General features: G+C 38.8%; 13 protein-coding genes. 3 read left to right on the forward strand and 10 right to left on the reverse strand.

Annotated features, from left to right (window positions below):
- Window positions 1-18 precede the first annotated feature (18 nt).
- The 6 genes from ACOWPH_RS23630 to ACOWPH_RS23655 form a co-directional block, all read right to left on the reverse strand.
- Window positions 19-1,047, reverse strand: coding sequence for an NAD-dependent epimerase/dehydratase family protein (locus ACOWPH_RS23630; RefSeq protein WP_015212552.1), 1,029 nt, complete (start codon window positions 1,045-1,047; stop codon window positions 19-21).
- A gap of 284 nt (window positions 1,048-1,331) precedes the next feature.
- Window positions 1,332-2,543: an L-2-hydroxyglutarate oxidase gene (gene lhgO / locus ACOWPH_RS23635; RefSeq protein ID WP_042465564.1), complete on the reverse strand. Its 1,212-nt coding sequence runs from the start codon at window positions 2,541-2,543 to the stop codon at window positions 1,332-1,334.
- A 39-nt stretch (window positions 2,544-2,582) separates the two neighbouring features.
- A complete protein-coding gene (gene rfbF / locus ACOWPH_RS23640; RefSeq protein WP_015212554.1) occupies window positions 2,583-3,356 on the reverse strand; it encodes a glucose-1-phosphate cytidylyltransferase in 774 nt (257 codons plus the stop codon).
- A 1,004-nt stretch (window positions 3,357-4,360) separates the two neighbouring features.
- Window positions 4,361-6,556 carry a tetratricopeptide repeat protein gene (locus tag ACOWPH_RS23645; RefSeq protein WP_015212555.1) on the reverse strand — a complete coding sequence of 732 codons (2,196 nt, stop codon included), beginning with the start codon at window positions 6,554-6,556 and terminating at the stop codon, window positions 4,361-4,363.
- 259 nt (window positions 6,557-6,815) lie between these two features.
- Window positions 6,816-7,598, reverse strand: coding sequence for a PP2C family serine/threonine-protein phosphatase (locus ACOWPH_RS23650; RefSeq protein WP_015212556.1), 783 nt, complete (start codon window positions 7,596-7,598; stop codon window positions 6,816-6,818).
- Between the two features lie 191 nt (window positions 7,599-7,789).
- The gene (locus tag ACOWPH_RS23655) at window positions 7,790-8,464 is read right to left on the reverse strand and encodes a vWA domain-containing protein (protein ID WP_042464439.1); all 675 of its coding nucleotides are present in this window, start codon (window positions 8,462-8,464) and stop codon (window positions 7,790-7,792) included.
- 608 nt (window positions 8,465-9,072) lie between these two features.
- On the opposite strand from ACOWPH_RS23655, the gene ACOWPH_RS23660 reads away from it, so the two are divergent.
- Entirely contained in the window at window positions 9,073-10,440 is a 1,368-nt protein-coding gene (locus ACOWPH_RS23660; protein WP_015212558.1) for a response regulator, read from the forward strand.
- A 94-nt stretch (window positions 10,441-10,534) separates the two neighbouring features.
- Window positions 10,535-11,797 (forward strand): ABC transporter ATP-binding protein, encoded by a 1,263-nt coding sequence (locus ACOWPH_RS23665; RefSeq protein WP_015212559.1) that lies wholly within the window; start codon window positions 10,535-10,537, stop codon window positions 11,795-11,797.
- 443 nt (window positions 11,798-12,240) lie between these two features.
- Here ACOWPH_RS23665 and ACOWPH_RS23670 read toward each other — a convergent pair whose 3' ends face one another.
- The 4 genes from ACOWPH_RS23670 to apcB form a co-directional block, all read right to left on the reverse strand.
- Window positions 12,241-13,080 (reverse strand): TlyA family RNA methyltransferase, encoded by an 840-nt coding sequence (locus tag ACOWPH_RS23670; RefSeq protein ID WP_015212560.1) that lies wholly within the window; start codon window positions 13,078-13,080, stop codon window positions 12,241-12,243.
- Between the two features lie 116 nt (window positions 13,081-13,196).
- A complete protein-coding gene (locus ACOWPH_RS23675; RefSeq protein ID WP_015212561.1) occupies window positions 13,197-13,601 on the reverse strand; it encodes a DUF29 family protein in 405 nt (134 codons plus the stop codon).
- Window positions 13,602-13,654: 53 nt separating this feature from the next.
- Window positions 13,655-17,974, reverse strand: a complete 4,320-nt coding sequence (locus ACOWPH_RS23680; protein WP_096713107.1) for an eIF2A-related protein — start codon at window positions 17,972-17,974, stop codon at window positions 13,655-13,657.
- Window positions 17,975-18,169: 195 nt separating this feature from the next.
- Window positions 18,170-18,679: an allophycocyanin subunit beta gene (apcB, locus tag ACOWPH_RS23685; protein WP_015212563.1), complete on the reverse strand. Its 510-nt coding sequence runs from the start codon at window positions 18,677-18,679 to the stop codon at window positions 18,170-18,172.
- Window positions 18,680-19,041: 362 nt separating this feature from the next.
- Here apcB and glnA point away from each other — a divergent pair, with 362 nt between their 5' ends.
- On the forward strand, window positions 19,042-20,457 hold the full coding sequence (gene glnA / locus ACOWPH_RS23690) for a type I glutamate--ammonia ligase (protein ID WP_015212564.1): 1,416 nt from the start codon (window positions 19,042-19,044) through the stop codon (window positions 20,455-20,457).
- Window positions 20,458-20,530 lie beyond the last annotated feature (73 nt).

The raw sequence follows: 20,530 nt of genomic DNA on the forward strand, positions 1-20,530 counted from the left end.
GATTCCATAATGCAAGAACTAATTTTTATTCCAGAAAAAATCTTGATCAATTTGTTGAGTACGAATCAGATACTCTAATTGTTTTAAGCGTGTAAATCCTCGGAATAAGAAAGTATCTTCAGTCATATGAATTTGACTGAATAAATCAAACAATTGTTGAGCGCCGAGTTGGGCATTCCAATCGCACTTGAATCCTGGCAAAATCGTATTAATTTTTTCAAAAGATACTCGATAACTGCGATTATCTGAACCGTTATTCCCAAAAGATAATCTACAGCCGGGGAAAGTGTCAGCAATAATTTCTGCGATTTCTCTAACTCGATAATTATTAGCTGTATCTCCCACATTAAATATTTGATTGTGGACAATATCTCTAGGCGCTTCTAAAGCACAAACAATAGCTTTACAAATATCCAATGCGTGGACTAATGGCCGCCAAGGTGTACCATCACTTGTCATTTTAATTTCTTTGGTAGTCCATGCTAATCCTGATAAATTGTTTAAAACAATATCAAATCGCATTCTCGGAGAAGCACCAAAAGCGGTAGCATTCCGCATAAATGTAGGAGAGAAATCATCATCTGCTAATGGCTGGACATCTCTTTCTACTAATGTTTTACATTCTGCGTAAGCTGTTTGAGGATTCACAGGTGATTCTTCGGTAACATCATCTTCACTCGCAACACCATAAACACTGCAAGAAGACATATAAACAAAACGACGCACACCGACTGCTTTGGCTAAGTTAGCCAAACGGACTGAACCTAAATGATTAATTTCATAGGTAATGTTAGGTGCTAATTGTCCTGTAGGATCATTGGAAAGTTCCGCCATATGAACTATTGCTTCCACACCCTCTAAATCTTCAGGAATAATATTGCGAATATCTTTATTGAGGGTTTTTGCTGTTACATTAGTTCCGTTATATAGCCAGCCAACTTTATAAAAACCAGTATCTACGCCAATAACTTCATGACCTCTAGCTATTAACAAAGAAGGTAGTAAGGAACCAAGATATCCTTCTGTTCCTGTTACTAATATTTTCATTTTTGTCAAATCCTTGTGATTGATTAATTTTGTTGTAGTCAGTTGGGAGTGGTATTTATCGTGAAGATTTCTCTACTCCATGAAACTGTTACAACTATTTTTTGCAAGTATCAGTGTAATTCACAATTTGATTCAATTATTAGTTAATAATCGGCATTCTAAATGATATAAATCCAATACTGAATCATTGAAGTTAATGCAGCACAGCCCAAGTATAGACATCTTATAAAGTCAGCTAATATCCAACTATATAGATATCTATTTTTTTATTTTCACCTTTGAAACTAGGCTACTAAGCTTTGTAAATGTGATTGTTGAGGTATTTGGTTGACAATTGCTTTGCCAATTTCTAGAGAAGATGTTGCTGCGGGAGATGGTGCATTGCAAACATGAATTGAGTTGTTACCTTGGACGATTAAAAAATCATCTACTAAAGAACCATTACTCATTAATGCTTGAGCGCGAACTCCTGCATGGGTAGGAACTAAATCTGCTGCTTGGACTTCGGGAATGAGTTTTTGCAAACTTCTGACAAATGCTGCTTTACTAAAGGAACGAATGATTTCTTGAATACCTTCATCAGCGTGTTTAGCTGCTAGTTTCCAGAAACCAGGATAGGTAATAACTTCTGCAAAGTCTCTGAGGTCAAAGTCGGTTTTTTTGTAACCTTCCCGTTTGAGGCTGAGAACTGCATTTGGCCCTGCATGGACGCTATTATCAATCATCCGGGTGAAGTGGACACCCAGGAAGGGAAAATCTGGGTTGGGAACTGGGTAAATGAGTGTTTTGACCAGATAGCGTTTTTCGGGTGTAAGTTCGTAATATTCACCGCGAAAGGGGACGATTTTGGCTTGGGGGTTGGCTTTACCTAGTTTTGCTATGCGATCGCTGTGCAACCCGGCACAATTGATGATAAAGCGAGTTTCAAAATTACCTTTGTTGGTTTCAATAACTTGATTTTTACCACTTGGGGATATTTGCAAAACTTTGGTATTGAGACGTAAATCTCCTCCTCGCTTTTGAATGAGTTCAGCGTATTTTAAACAAACTTGCTTGTAATTAACTATTCCTGTAGAAAATACCCGAATTCCACCGACACAACTGACATGAGGTTCAATTTCTTTAACTTCTTCAGCCGTGATTTTTTGCACCGCTATTCCGTTTTCTAAACCTCGTTTGTAGAGGGTTTCTAGTCGTGGTAATTCTTGTTCTTCTGTGGCAACAATTACTTTACCACAAATATCATGCTCAATGTCATATTTTTGGCAGAATTCTACCATGGAGCGACTACCATCACGACAAAACTGTGCTTTAAAGCTACCTGGTTTGTAGTAAATCCCCGAATGGATTACACCACTATTATTGCCTGTTTGGTGAAATGCCCATTGACTTTCTTTTTCTACAACTAAAATTCGTGCATCAGGATAGCGATTACCTAAAGCCATCGCTGTTGAAAGTCCAACTATTCCCCCACCAATAATCGCAAAATCATACACTGGATTCATGTTTATTTGTGAATTTTGAGTTGTGAATTATTACCATTTCTTCCAAGGAGCTTGACCACTTTTCCATAGCTCCTCTAAGTAGTTTTTATCTCTTAAAGTATCCATTGGTTGCCAAAAACCATTATGTCTAAAAGCTGATAGTTGTGACATATCAGCTAACTTTTCCAATGGCTCTTTTTCCCAAACAGTGGAATCATCAGTAATCAAGTTGATCACTTCTGGTTCTAGAACAAAATAACCACCATTAATCCAAGCGCCATCACCTTCAGGTTTTTCTTTAAAACTAGTAATTTTAGTTTGTTCTTGTCCTAAAGAAATTGCTCCAAATCTTCCTGCTGGTTGAACGGCACTGAGTGTTGCTAAAGTTTTTTGTTCTTGATGAAATTGAATTAGTTCTGTGATATTTACATCACTTACACCATCGCCATAAGTAAAGCAAAATGTATCATTACCAAGATGTTCTCTGACTTGCTTTAAGCGTCCACCTGTCATTGTGTTATCACCTGTATTTACTAAGGTGATGCGCCAGGGTTCAGCATATCCAGAATGTATGCTCATTTGGTTAAATCGCATATCAAAAGTTACATCTGACATATGTAAGAAGTAGTTCGCAAAATACTCTTTGATGATGTAACCTTTATAACCACAACAAATAATGAAATCGTTAATTCCATGGGATGAATAAATTTTCATTATATGCCAGAGTATTGGCTTACCACCAATTTCCACCATCGGCTTAGGTCTGATACTTGTTTCTTCACTGAGGCGCGTACCAAGTCCTCCAGCCAAAATCACTGCTTTCATGCAATTACCTCAAATATGTGCCGATAGGTTATTGTTCAATTTTTTGGGGATGAAGAGGATGCACAATAGATAGAGAGAATATCAATTTTTGTAAGATTTTCTCTATCAAGGATCTAGAAATAATCTAACTGCAAATTGCTGAAAAATTATGAAGGGAAAGTAAATTTAAGATATTTTATATGTAAAAAAATGATGAGTATAATTGATTTTAGCTCGGATTTATACAACGAAAAATAATACATTTAAAATAACTAGCACCAAATTTTTTCTACCTCTTCAGGTATGAACTTTACTGAGTAAAAGCAAAAAAGCTATTCATAATATACAATGTTAAAATAACTACCCAGGAGAATCTTTAGCAGTCTATAGGTCAAGTCTATGGATACTAGAAAAACTTAATTTTTGCATCAGTATTATAGCAATTCCCAAGCTCATGAAATACACCCCACCCGCGCTGTCGCGCACCCTCGCCTTACCAAGGGGAGGGGTAATTTTGTATCTAACTAGAGTGGGAAAGGCTATATATTATTTGTAATTTGTCATTAGAGGTTGTTTGAAAACTTTGTCGTGTGGTATCTAACACTTGATAGATCCCTCTAAATCCCCCTTCAAAAGGGAGATATCAATTAATTTCGATACTTTTTAAACATCCTCTTAAAAGTACAGGGCAAATTAATTAATATTCCAAATGAATAGGACTTACGCAAGATGTGGCTAAAAATCTTATTATTACGCAGATGTAATTCATGAATTACCTCTATTTTCGTTTTGTTTTGCGTAAGTCCTGATGAAGAAGTTTGGTATTTTCAAGGGTTTGCTGCGTTAGGCTGTCGCTCTAGCGTAGCTATGCCCGCAGGGCTATACACACCCTACGTATATTTTCAATAATCAAACCGGATTCCTATATAATCTACAGCTATTACAAATTAGTTCATATCCACACATAATCTACCTATACGGTACTATCAATTACGTACCATAATGTTTATTGATGAGTTCAAGTTTTACTGATTAATTTTTTCAAAAATAGTTGAACTTTGGAATAAAATGTCACATTTTTTGGAGACAATAACGCAAATATTACTGATGGCTTGCTGATAATTATCCATATCTTGTTGTTCAAGATAAATTTGAGCAGATTTTTCTAAATCTGCAATGGCTTGTTCCTGATTATGCTGAATTTTATTTTCTCCATATTGTGCTAGTTCATAATGAACCATACCTCGTTTGAGATAAACTTTAGCCATGTGAGGATTAATATTTATTGCTTGGTTAAAATCTGCTATTGCTTGCTTGTATGCTTGGGTATAACTACTGCTATATTGAGCAAATTGATAACGGGCAAGTCCACGCTGAAAGTAAGCTTCTGCTTTGGATGAATTGAGTTGAATGGCTTCAGTGAAATCTGCAATTGATTTTGTATATTGCTGGTAGTAGTTCTGGCTATATTTAGCAATTTGAGAATGAACTATACCACGTCTGATATAAGCTTCAGAATCATTTTCATTGATGCTGAGAGCAGTATTAAAGTTGTTAATAGCTTTTTTATATTCCTGGTCAGGATCACTACTATATTCTGCCAGCATATAATAGGCATTGCCCCGATTTACCATGGCTTTGACTTCCTGTGGATTAATTTTTAGAGCCTGGTTATAGTCGGCTAATGCTCCTTCATAATCATTTATATTGTAACGAGCGTTACCCCTATTCATGTACAATTTGGAGAAACCGGGATTTTTTTTAATGCCTTGGGTAAAATTTTCAATTGCTTGTGCATAGTCTTGTTGTTGATAGGCTGTATTACCTCGCTCATAATAATCTGTAAAATTCAGGTTTTCCTCTTCCAGATTTTTCTTTTCTTGCCTAGACATTAATGTTTGTTGAGTGTAAGGATTTTGTGATACGAATGGACGAGTAAATTTAATCATTACGTCCAAATATCCTAATAAACCAAAACCCAATAAGAAAAACATGATCGTATAAAACTTTGATTTGCTGGGATTGTTTACGGGTTTATAAACAGGAAAATTTTGGGAAAATACTGGTCGCCAGTGATGTAGTGGAGATGTTAACACTGCTGGTTTGCGGACACGAGGAGTTTGTATATTGCGCTTTTTAGATTTTCGGCGGGGTTTGAGATGTTCTTTAGATGCGATCGCTTCCAATGATGGAAAAGGATCACGTCCACCTAATTGCGAGGTACGTTCACACCAAGGACATTGCTTGAGATGATGATCATATAGATGCTGGGGATTTACAGCACAAGTGACAAGATTCTCTTCAGCTGCGGCTATTGCTGATAACCAAGTTTGAGCATTAGGACGTACTTGGGGGTTGTTATGACCATCCTCGAAACAACGCACAAACAAATCCTGTAAACCAGGATGAAGCATTTCCCAAGGAGGTGCTATGGGGGTAGGTAAATAGGGAACTTTTTGCTTTTGACTGTAAGTGAAATGACCGGCCACTATTCTGGCTTCATAGGCAGGAGGGTCAAACAGACCTTGAAAAATCCCGGAAAATGGGTGAGTGCCTTCCATTAATAATTGAAATATCAGCACTGCTAACCCAAATAAGTCATGGGAAATTTCACGATCATATTCAGCAAAAGTTTTATTCTGTAGTTCTGGTGGGGTATACTCTGGTTTACCTACTGAACAACGATAGACAATATTCTGCTGTGGATCACGCACTTGAAATGAGTCTGTGTCTACTAAGGTAACTAATGAGGTGTCACTAACGAGGATGTTTGACTCATTTACGTCACCAATGCAGTATTGACTTGCGTGTAGAGCTGCAAAAGCTGCTGCCAAATTCCGAGCAGTACGCAGTAAATACTGATAATTAAATAATGGGCAGTTTTGGCGACGGGTTCCCGGATTATAAAAATCCATGATAGGCCGCATCCCCCGAATGCGTGGCATTAAAAAGCCAATGATGTTACCACTACTATCTGCCGCTTGCAATAACTCCTGTGGCCAAGCTATGGAAATATGTCCTAAGTTAGCTGTTGGATTTTCCGGGGGGTTGTCCAGCATTGCCTGGAGTTTGTGACCATATGTAACAATAGGCTTGTGATAAATTTTGGCCACTAAATTTTCATCTGATGGCACTGCATATACACAAGCTTCACCGCCACGCCCTAAACTTACAGTGAGATTAAGGATTTCCTGCTGGGAAAGATAACGTACTACCTGCATGGTAAAATTACGGTTGTGAGAGGTTATTTTTAGAGAACTGGGAATTGGGTGCTGGTGAGTCAGCGCAGTTTTTTCCCTTGGGACTCAATGCATTGATTGGACAAGACCCGATTTGCAGTAACTGGCCTGTATCTTCAAGAAGAATGCGACTGACCATCCCTCTTATTCTCTAGATCCTTGAGAGACGATCCACAAAGGGGATAGTTTAGCTAATGGGTAGCGTCTCAACAGGAATATGCCAAAGAATCGATCTTGTTCATCAGCTGCCTAATGCTGCTATAACTAGGGTCAAATCATCGTCTGTACGCTGGGTAATCCGCTCAGAGCATAAGAACTTCACTAATTGCTCTTTAGCTACGATTTTATCGTCAGAATTGGCTACAAATTCAAATAAAGGAAAAAAGAAAGGTTTGTGCGGTTCACCCACAATCATATTCAAAGCCAGCATTTGTAGTCCATCGGTGAGAACGCCGATATTAACTATGTTTTGACGCACTATTCTGATTTGTGCTGTATCTAAAGCATCTGGTGAAGTTAAAAAGGTTGTTTCGTTGATATATTCACCGTTGTTAGGGATGGTAAGTGCCAGTAAATTACCTGTGCTATCCTTGGCTACAGCTAAACCATCACCAATTTGGGCTACTGCGACAATTTCTGGTGTAGCGATCGCAATAATTAAGGTGGTTGCTAAGTCATGGGGCAAATGCTCGCTTACTTTCGCCTCTTCTTCTATCGCTTTTTTGCTGGCTAATATGGTATCTGTTAGCAAAGCACGCAAGAGGTTATCATCAGCAAGGATGTTGGGTGTAATTTCTGGACAGTTAGAAATATGATCTATTGCCGTTTCTACCGCAATCATTGCTCCCACTTTTCCCAAGCTGGCAGAACCCGCACCATCTGCGGCTGCGATCGCCAACACATTATTTGGCAACACCTGCCAATGATGAGCATCTTGACACAGTTGCTTGTTTTTGATGTGGCTAGTACCACATACGGAAGCGGCTACTATTCGCCATTGAGAAATCTGTTTTGATGTATTCATAAATTGCTTCTAACAGCTAAAGTGAAGAGTTATCAGTCCCAAGATGGATGATATGGAAAGTGCTGTAAGGGACTTGCGGGGCGTTTAGCCCGTGCTGAGTATAAACCCATTTGCTTCAAGGCTTTGAACAATTATCACCGTCTTAGCCTATCTGACTACAGCCACAACTGATAACTATTAACTTATATCTATTAAACAGACCCCCAACCAATTGGTGGTAGTGCTACTTGTTCATCTACCTTAGAATGAGATACAGCGGACATACTCGCTGAAAGCCAAACAAACATTTCAATAAAGTTTAATCCTTGCAATTTCAGAGGAGTACGCACTGCTATTTGATTTAAACGTGTCATATTAGCATTCTCTACTCCTACTGTAAAAAAGGCGACACGCTTATTGGCTTCATCCCCTTGTAGACGCTGCACTGCTTGCTCAATCACCTCATCTAGCTCACCTTGTGGTTCACCATCTGTAATCATAAATACCCAAGGACGATAGTAAGCAATACCATTGGCACGATACTGCGATTTTCGTTCTTGAATTATTTCTAATGATTTATGAATTCCCCCACCCATCGTAGTTAGTCCTTGGGCTGTTAAAATAGGCGGGTTGAATTGGTCTGCCGTAACAAAATCTTGTACTACATTGACATGACTATCAAAAGTAACAATCGCTACTTCTACCCGTCTTGCTGCCAAGGAATTTTTTACCAGTTCATCTTTAAAACTCAGTAAGCCTTGATTTAAGGCTTCAATCCGTTCTCCCTGCATTGAGCCAGATGTATCTAGCAATAGCACGCACGGACAACGCGGTTCTGGGTTTTCTGCAAACTCTACGACTTCATCTAGTTTTAGTGTATCCAGCATAACCTTTTGTGTTATGTTATAGTCCAAAGCTTTAATTTCCTTTTCTCAAAGTATATAATTTCCAATACTAGTACGACTACAAGTATGGTATCTATCGGTAGATAGCGTCAACTTGATTAACCAAATTATTCTTGTCAAATTCTCAATTTCAGGAAATTTGCATCATTATATAGTTCAGAAGCAGGTCGATTTATCAGGGGTAAACATTACTTTTTGTAGTGGAGCTACCATACATAAATTATCGTGAAAAAATTAAGAATACAATAATCAATATATACATTTATTCCAACAAATTTTTAAAGATTCTATGTGGAAATTTGGCTAATTATAGACTCCTAATTAATTCAGTCATTTGATAATTATTTCCACCATGTAAAAATGAAAACTGAAAATTTGTATCATGTTGAAAATGCGATGAGAATTTCCAGCCTAGTAGTATTATGTAAACAAACAACTAAGGAGTAATTGATATAGCTGGTGATAGATACATAATATTTACCAATAGCATGATTAGTTTATAAAGAGATCGGCAAGGGGAGAAAATACCTGATCCGGAAATCTCTCCTTCCTCAATACTAAGTCAATTCTTCGGGAAAAACTGTAATAATATGAATAATACTGGCACTTTTAGCAAACTATCTCCTGAACGTTTATTAAGACAGTTAACTAATTCTTCTGACACTACTTGTTTACAAGTCTTGAGCAATTCGGTGTCATGGTCAATATTCTTAGATCAGGGCAAAATCATCTATGCTACTCATTCAGTAGAACCCTTTGACAGATTAGAACGGCAGATGCGTCGTCTAAGTCAGCAAATTCCTCTACTGACTAATGAAGTTCGTGTACAGCTACGGATGAGTTTTGAACCTGACTGGCCAACCCAGTTAAGTGAATCTAACGACAATTTTATCAACCAACCTCCAGAATATCAGGCTATCTACTGGCTTGTTGATCAAAAACATCTCCTTTCTACCCAAGCAGCATTACTGATTCAAGAGTTAGTTAAAGAGGTGATTGAATCATTTTTATTAATTCCAGAAGGAACGTATAAATTAACTGAACCAGTTGATAGCATTCCCAAAATTTGTAAACTGGATGTAGAAAATATTATGGAGCGCTGCCAAAAGCGGTTACAGAGTTGGCAGTCTTTTATTCCCCAAATATCTTCTCCTTATCAGCGTCCATATCTGTTGATTAACAGTAAATTTTATGACAAACAACTACCAGAATTACAGCAAAATCTAACTAATTGGATGAAGGGTTTTAGTCTGCGTCATTTGGCAGTAATTATGAATCAAGATGAAGTGGAACTGGCTCGAACTTTATATCCACACATTCTTCAAGGTTCGATTATCTTGCATGCACCAGATCCTCCATTTGATACGCTGCCTAAGACATTTGCAGATTTTTCATTATCTTCTCAATATGGAACAACAGAAATTAACCAGAAATTATCTAATACAGGATTATTACCAGATCCGAGTACTACTGTAGAACACTCTGTACCTGAAATTTCAGTTCTACCACAAGAAAATCTGCAACTGGTAACTATACCAAATAACATAGAACCTGATGAGCAAAACGTAAACGCTGCTACTATAACTGCTAAAAAAACCTACAAAATTATTTCTGTTGATGATAGTCCGACGATTCTCAAAGAAATAAGCCGTTGTTTAGAAGATGAAAATGTTATTGTTGTAACTATTAATGATCCAGTCAAAGCAGTTATGTCTATTATTAGACATAAGCCCGATTTAATTTTATTAGATCTAAATATGGCTGGTATTGATGGTTATGAGTTATGTCGAATCATTCGCAATAATTCATTTTTTAAAGAGATTCCCATCATTTTTGTGACAGGAAATAAGGGAATTGTAGACAAAGTAAAAGCAAGATTAGTAGGCGCATCTGGTTATTTAACTAAGCCTTTTACACGTGCTGAACTACTAAAAATGATTTTTGTGCATTTAGCATGAAGGCGACTGGGTAGATGGGGAAGAATACTTATTTATCTTTTCCTGTCACCTTCTCCCAATGACAACTGAAAACTAACTATTAAAGTAATTACTCGTGGCACAAGTTCTATTAGAAAATGTTTATAAAAGTTTTCCTCCCCGGAAGGGGGAAAATGTGACGACTCAGCAGCAGTTACCGCCAGGACGGGAAGGTGCGGATAGTATTAATGTCTTGCGACGGATTAATTTGACCATTGCTGATGGTGAGTTTATGGTATTGGTGGGGCCTTCTGGTTGTGGTAAAAGCACTTTGTTGCGGTTAATCGCTGGCTTGGAGGTGATGACTGGTGGCAATATTTCGGTGGGCGATCGCTTGATTAATGATTTACCTCCGAAAGAACGAGACATAGCTATGGTGTTTCAAAATTATGCTCTCTATCCTCACATGACGGTTTATGACAACATCGCTTTCGGGTTACGTCGTCGATTTGGGGACGCAGGGGGAGACAAAATTACTACATGGCGTGAAGATATTTTTGTGGGGATGACGAGGAAGTTACCCAAGGGACTCCGTTATGTTTCTGAAAAAGAACGGGCAGTAGATGAAAGAGTGCGGAGTGTAGCTCAGTTGTTACAAATTGAAACTTTGTTAAATCGTTTACCAAAACAACTTTCTGGGGGGCAAAGACAACGGGTAGCATTAGGAAGAGCGATCGCACGCAATCCCCAAGTATTTTTAATGGATGAACCATTATCTAACTTGGATGCTAAATTACGGGCAGAGACTCGCGCTCAAATTGTCAAATTACAGCGTCAGCTAGGAACGACAACGATTTACGTCACCCATGATCAAACTGAAGCCATGACAATGGGCGATCGCATCGCCATCATGTCAGAAGGCAAAATACAGCAAGTTGCCGCACCATTAGAATTATATAATTATCCAGCTAACCGCTTTGTAGCAGAATTCATCGGTTCACCACCTATGAATTTTATTCCGGTAGAGTTTCACGCACCATTATTAATTACCCATTCCGACTTTCGCTTCACCCTTCCAGATGTGTGGGCAAGTGCATTGCAAAAATACGATGGACAAACCTTAATTTTAGGAATTCGTCCAGAACATCTAATTTTAGGTGTACCTGCGACTAAAAATTTACCCGTAAAAGTAGACTTAGTAGAAAACTTAGGAAATGACACTTTTCTATCCGTAAGAATTGCTGATCCTGATTTAACAAATAAAAATGGTCAAGCATTACAAGTAAGAGTTCCACCGGATAGAATCATAAATATCGGTGAGCAACTTTGGTTATCTTTAGTACCTGATAAACTACACTTTTTTGACCCAGAAACCGAATTAGCCATATTTCCAAAATAATCAATCGTCAGGAGTTCGGAGTTCGGAGTTCGGAGTTCGGAGTCAGGAGTCAGGAGTCAGGAGTCAGGAGTCAGGAGTCAGGAGTCAGGAGTCAGGAGTCAGGATGAAGAATATTTTTCTCTTCTGTTCCCTGCTATATCAAACATTATGTATCCTGAATCCTTAAAATCAATCTTCACTGTTTGTCATAGATTTAGGAAACACCAAAAAATAAATTACCCAAAAATTGGATATTTTTTTATTTGGAAATCCCTTAATGTTATGGCGGTTTTTAAATTACAAATGCTGTAGAGGTGAAATACTTGTCGATTAAACTCAAAAAAATGAAATCACGTAGGTTGGGTTGAGGAACGAAACCCAACATTTACAAGCATTTGTTGGAATGCGGTTTCTTAGGAGAGGGTTATTCCATCCGACCGAAAACTGCTATATCCGTTTCACACTCAATGCAAAATTGTAGGGTTTGTCAAATGCCGAAAATCTGCAACCGCTGATTTAGTCATTTCCTGAATTGCTGCTAAATTCAGTGGTGAAATTTCGCTTTCCATTCCCAACCAGAGAAGAAATTCAATATTACCTGCTGGGCCTGTTATGGGCGACCAAGTTAAACCTTTATACTTCCAACCCAACTCCAAAGCCCCTTGCAACACCTGAAAAATAGCATCAGCTTGGTCGCTAGAATCGCGGACAACGCCCTTTTTACCCACGCGAGACTTCCCAACCTCAAATTGAGGTTTCACCAGCAATACAGCCTCCCTGGGTGCTTGAGTTAATTCCCACAAAGCAGGCAAAATTTTAGTTAAGGAAATAAACGAAACATCAACCACCGCTAAATCAGGAAAAATTGCATTTTCAGCATATAAATCTTCTGGTTTTAACTGCCTTAAATTGGTACGTTCTTTTAAAATTACCCGTTCATCAGTTCTGATTTTCCAATCAACTTGTCCATAACCAACATCAATTCCATAAACTTGTTTTGCACCAGATTGTAATAAACAATCAGTAAAACCACCCGTAGAAATTCCCCCATCTAAACAAATACGTCCAGCTACAGGAATTCCAAAAAATTCTAAAGCTTTAGCGAGTTTTTCACCACCACGAGAAACAAAAGGAGGGCGTTCTTTAACTTGAATTTGGGCTTTAATATCAACTTCAGTCCCGGCTTTATCAATCATTTGTTGATTTACCGTCACTTCCCCAGCTTGAATTAGCCGTTGTGCTTGCTGACGGGAAGGAGATAAACCCAAATCTACTAATAGCGTATCGAGTCTTTGTTTGACCAATTAATTTGATTCTCCTGGTAATAAGCTGAAAAATATCTGGTTTGGATATTTAAATTCCATTAAACTCTTGTGGGGTGGGCATCTTGCCAGCCCATATTATGCAAATTAAATGCCGATTAGCTTATTAAACCTAAAGCATAATGAATAATTTCTTCTCTATTAACCAGCTTTTCTAATTCTTCTGATTCATAAGAACCTTCGGCTACTTCCAGCGAAGCTTTATCAATAGCATTTAAATAAGCTTCTTCTAAAGTTTCCCATAATTCTTCTCTCGTGAGATAATGACGCTTATTTTCTCGTTGAATTTCCCGAACCGAATTCCGAATTGAGACTTCCCAGGAACGAGTTGTCCGATTTTCAGCTTTTTGTTTAATCAAGTGCAACAATAAAACTACTGCATAACTCCGAATTGTCTTGATAATGTCATTTCGGCTCATGTCTTCTAATTCTTCAACTATAACCAATGCTTCTTGGATATTCCCTTGCAGAAGCAAGTCTTTCAGGGTTAATAATTCTTCCATAATTTAATGTCTAGCAACTGATCAGTGACTCATAGTTTTAGTGTACTGTCATCCTACTCCACAGCCCCCAACGCCTTCAAAGTTAATATTTCCGCACGGCTTAACCCTTTCACCCCCTGAATCTTCAACCCTGCATATAACTGATGGTTAAAGGTAGCGATACAGTCCCCTGTCTGCACATCCCACAGTTTCACGGTATTATCAAAACTACCACTAGCCAAGGTCAGACCATCTCCACTCCAGGCTACTGATCTAACCCCATCGCTATGACCCTCTAGAGTTTGCACACAGTCTCCTGTCTGCACATCCCACAGTTTCACCGTTTTATCAAAACTAACACTAGCCAAGGTCAGACCATCTCCACTCCAGGCTACTGACCTAACCACACTGCGATGACCCTCTAGAGTTTGCACACAATCCCCAGTCTGCACATCCCACACTTTCACAGTTTCATCACCACTACCACTAGCCAAGGTCAGACCATCTCCACTCCAGGCTACTGACCTAACCACACTGCGATGACCCTCTAGAGTTTGCACACAATCCCCAGTTTGCACATCCCACACTTTCACCGTTTTATCACCACTACCACTAGCCAAGGTCAGACCATCTCCACTCCAGGCTACTGACCTAACCACACTGCGATGACCCTCTAGAGTTTGCACACAATCCCCAGTCTGCACATCCCACACTTTCACCGTTTTATCACCACTACCACTAGCCAAGGTCAGACTATCTATACTCCAGTCCACTGAAAAAACCGAATTGCTATGACTCTCTAGGGTTTGCACGCAGTCCCCTGTCTGCACATCCCACAGTTTCACGGTATTATCAAGACTACCACTAGCCAAGGTCAGACCATCTCCACTCCAGACTACTGAGTTAACCCAATTGCTATGACCCTCTAGGGTTTGCACGCAGTCCCCTGTCTGCACATCCCACAGTTTTACCGTCTTATCATCACTACCACTAGCCAAAGTCAGACCATCTCCACTCCAGGCTACTGAGTTAACCCAATTGCTATGACCCTCTAGGGTTTGCACGCAGTCCCCTGTCTGCACATCCCATAGTTTCACCGTTTTATCATCACTACCACTAGCCAAAGTCAGACCATCTCCACTCCAGGCTACTGAGTAAACCCCACTGCCATGACCCTCTAGGGTTTGCACACAGTCCCCTGTCTGCACATCCCACAGTTTCACGGTATTATCACCACTACCACTAGCCAAGGTCAGACCATCTCCACTCCAGGCTACTGAGTTAACCCAATCACTATGACCTTCTAGGGTTTGCACACAGTCCCCTGTCTGCACATCCCATAGTTTCACAGTTTCATCACTACTACCACTAGCCAAGGTCAGACCATCTCCACTCCAGGCTACTGACCTAACCACACTACGATGACCCTCTAGGGTTCTCACACAGTCCCCTGTCTGCACATCCCATAGTTTCACAGTTTCATCACTACTACCACTAGCCAAGGTCAGACCATCTCCACTCCAGGCTACTGACCAAACCACTCTACTATGACCCTCTAGGGTTCTCACACAGTACCCTGTCTGCACATCCCACAGTTTCACGGTATTATCAAAACTACCACTAGCCAAGGTCAGACCATCTCCACTCCAGGCTACTGACCTAACCCCATTGCTATGACCCTCTAGGGTTTGCACACAGTCCCCTGTCTGCACATCCCATAGTTTCACAGTTTCATCACTACTACCACTAGCCAAGGTCAGACCATCTCCACTCCAGGCTACTGACCAAACCACTCTACTATGATCTACAAATGTCAATATTTCCCGTCCTGTTACAGCATTCCAAATTTGAACTCTACCATCACTATCTCCTGTAACCAAGTATTTTCCATTTGGACTAAAAGCCAGAGAATAAATTGCTCCTAATGCCTTAGCAAAAAGAGCATCTGTTAAATTCGCTCCCTTCAGGTTGACATTATACAAACTAGCCAAACCAAAATTTACACCAGGTATAACTGTCTGACTTAAATCTTGTTTTTCTAAAGCCAACCGACTCCTTTTGAGTAGCAACTGCACTGCATTACTTCCACAGTAACCTGCTACTATTTCAGTTTTACCTTTCGTGGCTTTCACCTCTGCTAATAACCGTTGATTTGCTGTTTTTGATAACATGAGAAACATCAAATCTAAAACGGCTTTGGCTAATAGAGTTTTCCCAAAAGTTTGTGTTAAATCATTTGTTGCTTGATCATAAGGCAGAAATTCCACAACTTCCTGGAAATCTGCTGCTAAAATTCCTAATTCTCTACCTAATTTATAAGCAACAAAAAATTCCAATAATGACCGATGGGCAGGATAATAATCACCATCAGCATTTCTAATTAACATGGTTTGCCCCATCATATCAAAATGCCAATGGTCTAAATCTTTTTGTTCTTCTACTGCTTTTCCAAAACAACGGCGAATTCGATCAGGAAATTCTTTATAATTTAAACTCATTTTGTCAGTTGACAGCATTTCCCAGGATAATTCACACAGGAAATATAATTTATCTGCCATTGAGGTAAAAGTGCGGTCAGCTTTAATATCCCGTTCCATTTTGTGCCGCACTGCATAGAGATAAACACGGGAAATATCCACAGGTTTACCAGCTTCAATATCCGGTAATGCTTCCATAATTAAATCAATCATTACCGGACGACGTGCTAAATCTAATAATTGTTCATTATTAATTACTTTATCAACTGTTTCTGGTTTAGCTTTAAAATCAAGTACCTGCTTAATTTGTTCATCATTAAGTTTTTCTAATTCTAAAACTTCAAATTGGGGCGTTTCTCCAGTTAAATTTTTAGTAGAAGCTTGTAATTCGGCATTTAAAAGTGTGCGTCCTTCTAATGCTTCTGGAAAATGTTCTGTCCGACAAGTTAAAATTGCCTTTGTTCCTGGTGTTCCTACAACTTGTGCTAACTCCCAGAAATTATTAATCATCGCTTGAAGGTCTACCCGTGCAGCCATTTCGTCAAAGCCATCAAAAATTAATAATAATTTCCCCATGCGGTTAAGTTGTTCAAAGGCAGAATATCCCGATAAACCAATGTTATGTTTACGAAAAAAGAACTCAGAAAATAGAGATTCAATACTCACCGCTTTGGCATAATCTCTTAAAGGAATCACTAAAGGAATTCGCGGAATCGGTAAACCTTCTGCTTTCGCTTGACGATATTTTTGTAAAGCCAACCAAGCATAATGAAAAGCAAACCAAGTTTTACCTGTGCCAAATTCTCCTAAAACAGATAAATGTTCTTTTACTGGGTCAGCCAACCATTCATTAATATAACGCTCAATCCAACCATCTTCTTTACCATAATGACTAACGCCAATTCGCTGTTTAGTTATAGGATTAATTTCTTCTTTGGTACAAGCTAAGGGAACATAATATTTATCAATTCCTCTGATTTTAACTTCTGTTTCTAACCAATCAAAATAACCAGTAAAATCAGCATCAGCTTCAATTAATTCATCAAATGAATAACAAAAAATATGGCTATTTTCAGCTTTTTCAACTTCGGTTCTCGCTAATTTACTAACTCGACGTGGTGCAACAATCCAACCTTCATCAACTTTTTGAGTTTCTACAGCTTGTTTTACTGTATTAATATCATTAATTCCCGCTTCTGCTTCGACTCCGTGAATCAAAATCCGGTCATATCCTCGCCGTTTGGGAATATTAATAATCCATTCAAAATATTCTGGTTTTAAGATTTCGTAAGTTTCAAATTTATAACCCAGGGTTTGAAACCATTTTTTTAGTTGTTTACATAATTCTGTTTCTCTGACAATTTCCGCAGGTGGTAATAATTGCTGTTGATTTTGTAATAATTGGGTAATTTGTTTTTGAATTTCTGGTAAACTAAGTTTGTTAATTTGTTCACGAACTTGATTTAAACTATTTTGTAAACTCTCTAATTTGTGTTCTTGTAAAATTTCTGTCGCTGTTCTAGCTCGTTTGACAATTTCCACAAACAATCGAGCAAATTCTGCCAATTCTCGACGATAATCAATATTTTCATCTTTAATTCTATCGCCAATATTAGAACTTTGAATAAAGCTATCTAATGTTTGACTATTAAAACTTTTATTTTGACTAAATGCTTGCTGAAATTCTTCTTTAATTTCTTTTTCTTTAAATAACTCTAAAATAAATTTTGGTTTCCCAACTCCATACTCAATCAAAGTATAAACATAAACCCCATCAAAATCATTAGGTGGTTCATCTGATTTCAAGCCAAATTTATTTAAAATTCGCAATCTAGTTTCACTATGATCTAGTTGATCTAAAACTTTATCTGTTGCTTTTCCAATTAATGCTCCAATGACATCATCAATGATAAACATATAAAATTTTGTATAAAAGTATTGTGTGTTTTTAATTTTACACTCTAAGTACCTTTATCTGTCAACAAACTATTTTTTACATTAAAAAAAGTAAACGCACCTTGCTAATAAAGTCAAAGTGCGATATTAAAAATCAAGTCCGTCTTTACGGATTTGATTGTGTAGCTGCGATTTCCAATCGCCAAAATTCAGATATTAAATATCAATCTCACTCAACTCACGAGTGATATAGTCAAAAGGCTCATCCACAAAAGCAGTATTAGCAATACCAGCAGCCGCTACTTGCTCCTTGACAAGACCCTTCATAATTTGGATACCCTGAACTGTAGAACCAATGGGTACACCCAAAGAATTGTAAGTTTCCCGGAGTCCTTGCAACACACGCTCATCAAGTACATTCATGTTACCAGCTACCAGCGCATAAGTAGCATAGCGGAGGTAATAGTCCATATCCCGCAAACAAGCCGCAAACCGACGAGTTGTATAGGCATTACCACCAGGACGAATCAATTCTGGCAATTCTTCAAATAACTTAGCACCAGCCTGTTTAACAATAGCCGCTGCATTAGAATTAATTGCCGCCGCCGCTTGCACTCTTGCCGTACCAGTTTCAAAGTAAGACTTGAGGCTATCGATCGCATTCCGGTCAAAATAACGTCCGGTTACGTCATAATTCTTAATTAAAGTTGTAATTGCATCGCGCATTCTTTTTTCTCCCAATCATTAGCTATCTATGGTTTGATATTTATTTGGCTGCAATTATGCACCTGTAAACTTTTGTGCCATAAACAATAAATGCGGCACAAAAACTATCCATCCGCTATTTAAGGATTCTATGCCAAAGTTGACCCCTATGAGATGATATTTCCAGTTTTGTGCAGATGATGAAGAAAGGTTAATATAACCTGTAATCCAGATAATCTGTAAAAAACACTACAAAATCACCTTAAGTCGAGTATTTACGATATTCCAGGTGGTGTGTCACAACTTGGGTTAGTTCGGCAGGGTTAAGATGCTTTGGCAGATTTTGGTTTTACTTTAGGAAATTGGGTACAGAAGGAGTAACAATGACAACCCCACAAGAAGTCTTGAAGATGATTCGGGACAAAAACATTCAGATGATTGATCTGAAATTCATCGACACACCAGGGACTTGGCAACATTTGACCATGTACCAGGATCAAATTGATGAAAATTCATTCACTGATGGTGTTCCTTTCGACGGTTCCAGCATTCGGGGTTGGAAAGGCATCGAAGAATCAGACATGACAATGGTGCTAGATCCAAACACCGCTTGGATCGATCCATTCATGAAAGAGCCAACCCTAAGTATAATTTGTAGTATTAAGGAACCACGCACAGGCGAATGGTATAACCGTTGCCCTCGCGTTATTGCCCAAAAAGCAATAGACTATCTTGCTTCCACAGGACTTGGTGACACAGCGTTCTTCGGACCTGAAGCTGAATTCTTCATCTTTGATGATGTCCGCTACGACCAAACCGCTAATTCTGGTTACTACTACGTAGATTCCGTAGAGGGTCGTTGGAACACTGGTAGAGAAGAAAGCCCTAACTTGGGTTACAAAACCCGCTTTAAAGAAGGCTACTTCCCAGTACCACCAACAGATAGCTTTCAAGATATGCGGACAGAAATGCTGCTAACGATGAAAGACTGTGGTGTACCTATTGAAAAACAACACCACGAAGTTGCTACAGGTGGTCAGTGTGAATTAGGTTTCCGCTTTGGTAAGTTAATCGAAGCTGCGGACTGGTTGATGACTTACAAATATGTCATCAAGAACGTTGCCAGAAAGTACGGTAAAACCGTCACCTTTATGCCAAAACCAATTTTTGGTGATAATGGTTCCGGTATGCACTGTCACCAATCTATTTGGAAAGGTGGACAACCTTTATTTGCCGGTGACAAGTATGCTGGCATGAGCGAAATGGGATTATACTACATTGGTGGTATTCTCAAACACGCTCCAGCATTGTTGGCAATCACCAACCCCACTACAAACTCTTACAAACGTCTAGTACCTGGTTATGAAGCACCAGTAAACTTGGCTTACTCCCAAGGCAACCGTTCTGCTTCTGTACGGATTCCCTTGTCTGGTAATAACCCCAAAGCCAAGCGGTTAGAGTTCCGTTGTCCAGATGCCACCTCTAACCCCTATTTAGCCTTTGCTGCCATGCTTTGCGCTGGTATTGATGGCATTAAGAACAAAATCCATCCTGGTGAACCCTTAGATAAGAATATCTATGAACTTTCTCCAGAAGAATTGGCGAAAATTCCTTCTACACCAGGTTCTTTAGAATTGGCATTAGAAGCACTCGAAAACGATCACGCTTTCTTAACAGATACTGGTGTATTCTCAGAAGATTTCATCCAAAACTGGATTGACTACAAACTGGCTAACGAAGTTAAGCAAATGCAGTTACGTCCTCATCCTTACGAATTCTTCTTATATTACGATTGCTAATTGCAACGAGTAGTAACAATACCTTGCCCAAATCGAAAAAAGTCTTGATGTGTAGGTTGGGTTGAGGGACGTT

The sequence above is a fragment of the Anabaena sp. PCC 7938 genome, from assembly GCF_049315035.1.
Lineage (GTDB): Bacteria > Cyanobacteriota > Cyanobacteriia > Cyanobacteriales > Nostocaceae > Anabaena > Anabaena cylindrica.

Excerpts from the sequence above, each read along its gene's own strand:
- ACOWPH_RS23630 (WP_015212552.1), bottom strand. The coding sequence starts at position 1,047 with ATGAAAATATTAGTAACAGGAACAGAAGGATATCTTGGTTCCTTACTA.
- rfbF (WP_015212554.1), bottom strand. The coding sequence starts at position 3,356 with ATGAAAGCAGTGATTTTGGCTGGAGGACTTGGTACGCGCCTCAGTGAA.
- ACOWPH_RS23645 (WP_015212555.1), bottom strand. The coding sequence starts at position 6,556 with ATGCAGGTAGTACGTTATCTTTCCCAGCAGGAAATCCTTAATCTCACT.
- ACOWPH_RS23650 (WP_015212556.1), bottom strand. The coding sequence starts at position 7,598 with ATGAATACATCAAAACAGATTTCTCAATGGCGAATAGTAGCCGCTTCC.
- ACOWPH_RS23655 (WP_042464439.1), bottom strand. The coding sequence starts at position 8,464 with ATGCTGGATACACTAAAACTAGATGAAGTCGTAGAGTTTGCAGAAAAC.
- ACOWPH_RS23660 (WP_015212558.1), top strand. The coding sequence starts at position 9,073 with ATGAATAATACTGGCACTTTTAGCAAACTATCTCCTGAACGTTTATTA.
- ACOWPH_RS23675 (WP_015212561.1), bottom strand. The coding sequence starts at position 13,601 with ATGGAAGAATTATTAACCCTGAAAGACTTGCTTCTGCAAGGGAATATC.
- ACOWPH_RS23680 (WP_096713107.1), bottom strand. The coding sequence starts at position 17,974 with ATGTTTATCATTGATGATGTCATTGGAGCATTAATTGGAAAAGCAACA.
- apcB (WP_015212563.1), bottom strand. The coding sequence starts at position 18,679 with ATGCGCGATGCAATTACAACTTTAATTAAGAATTATGACGTAACCGGA.
- glnA (WP_015212564.1), top strand. The coding sequence starts at position 19,042 with ATGACAACCCCACAAGAAGTCTTGAAGATGATTCGGGACAAAAACATT.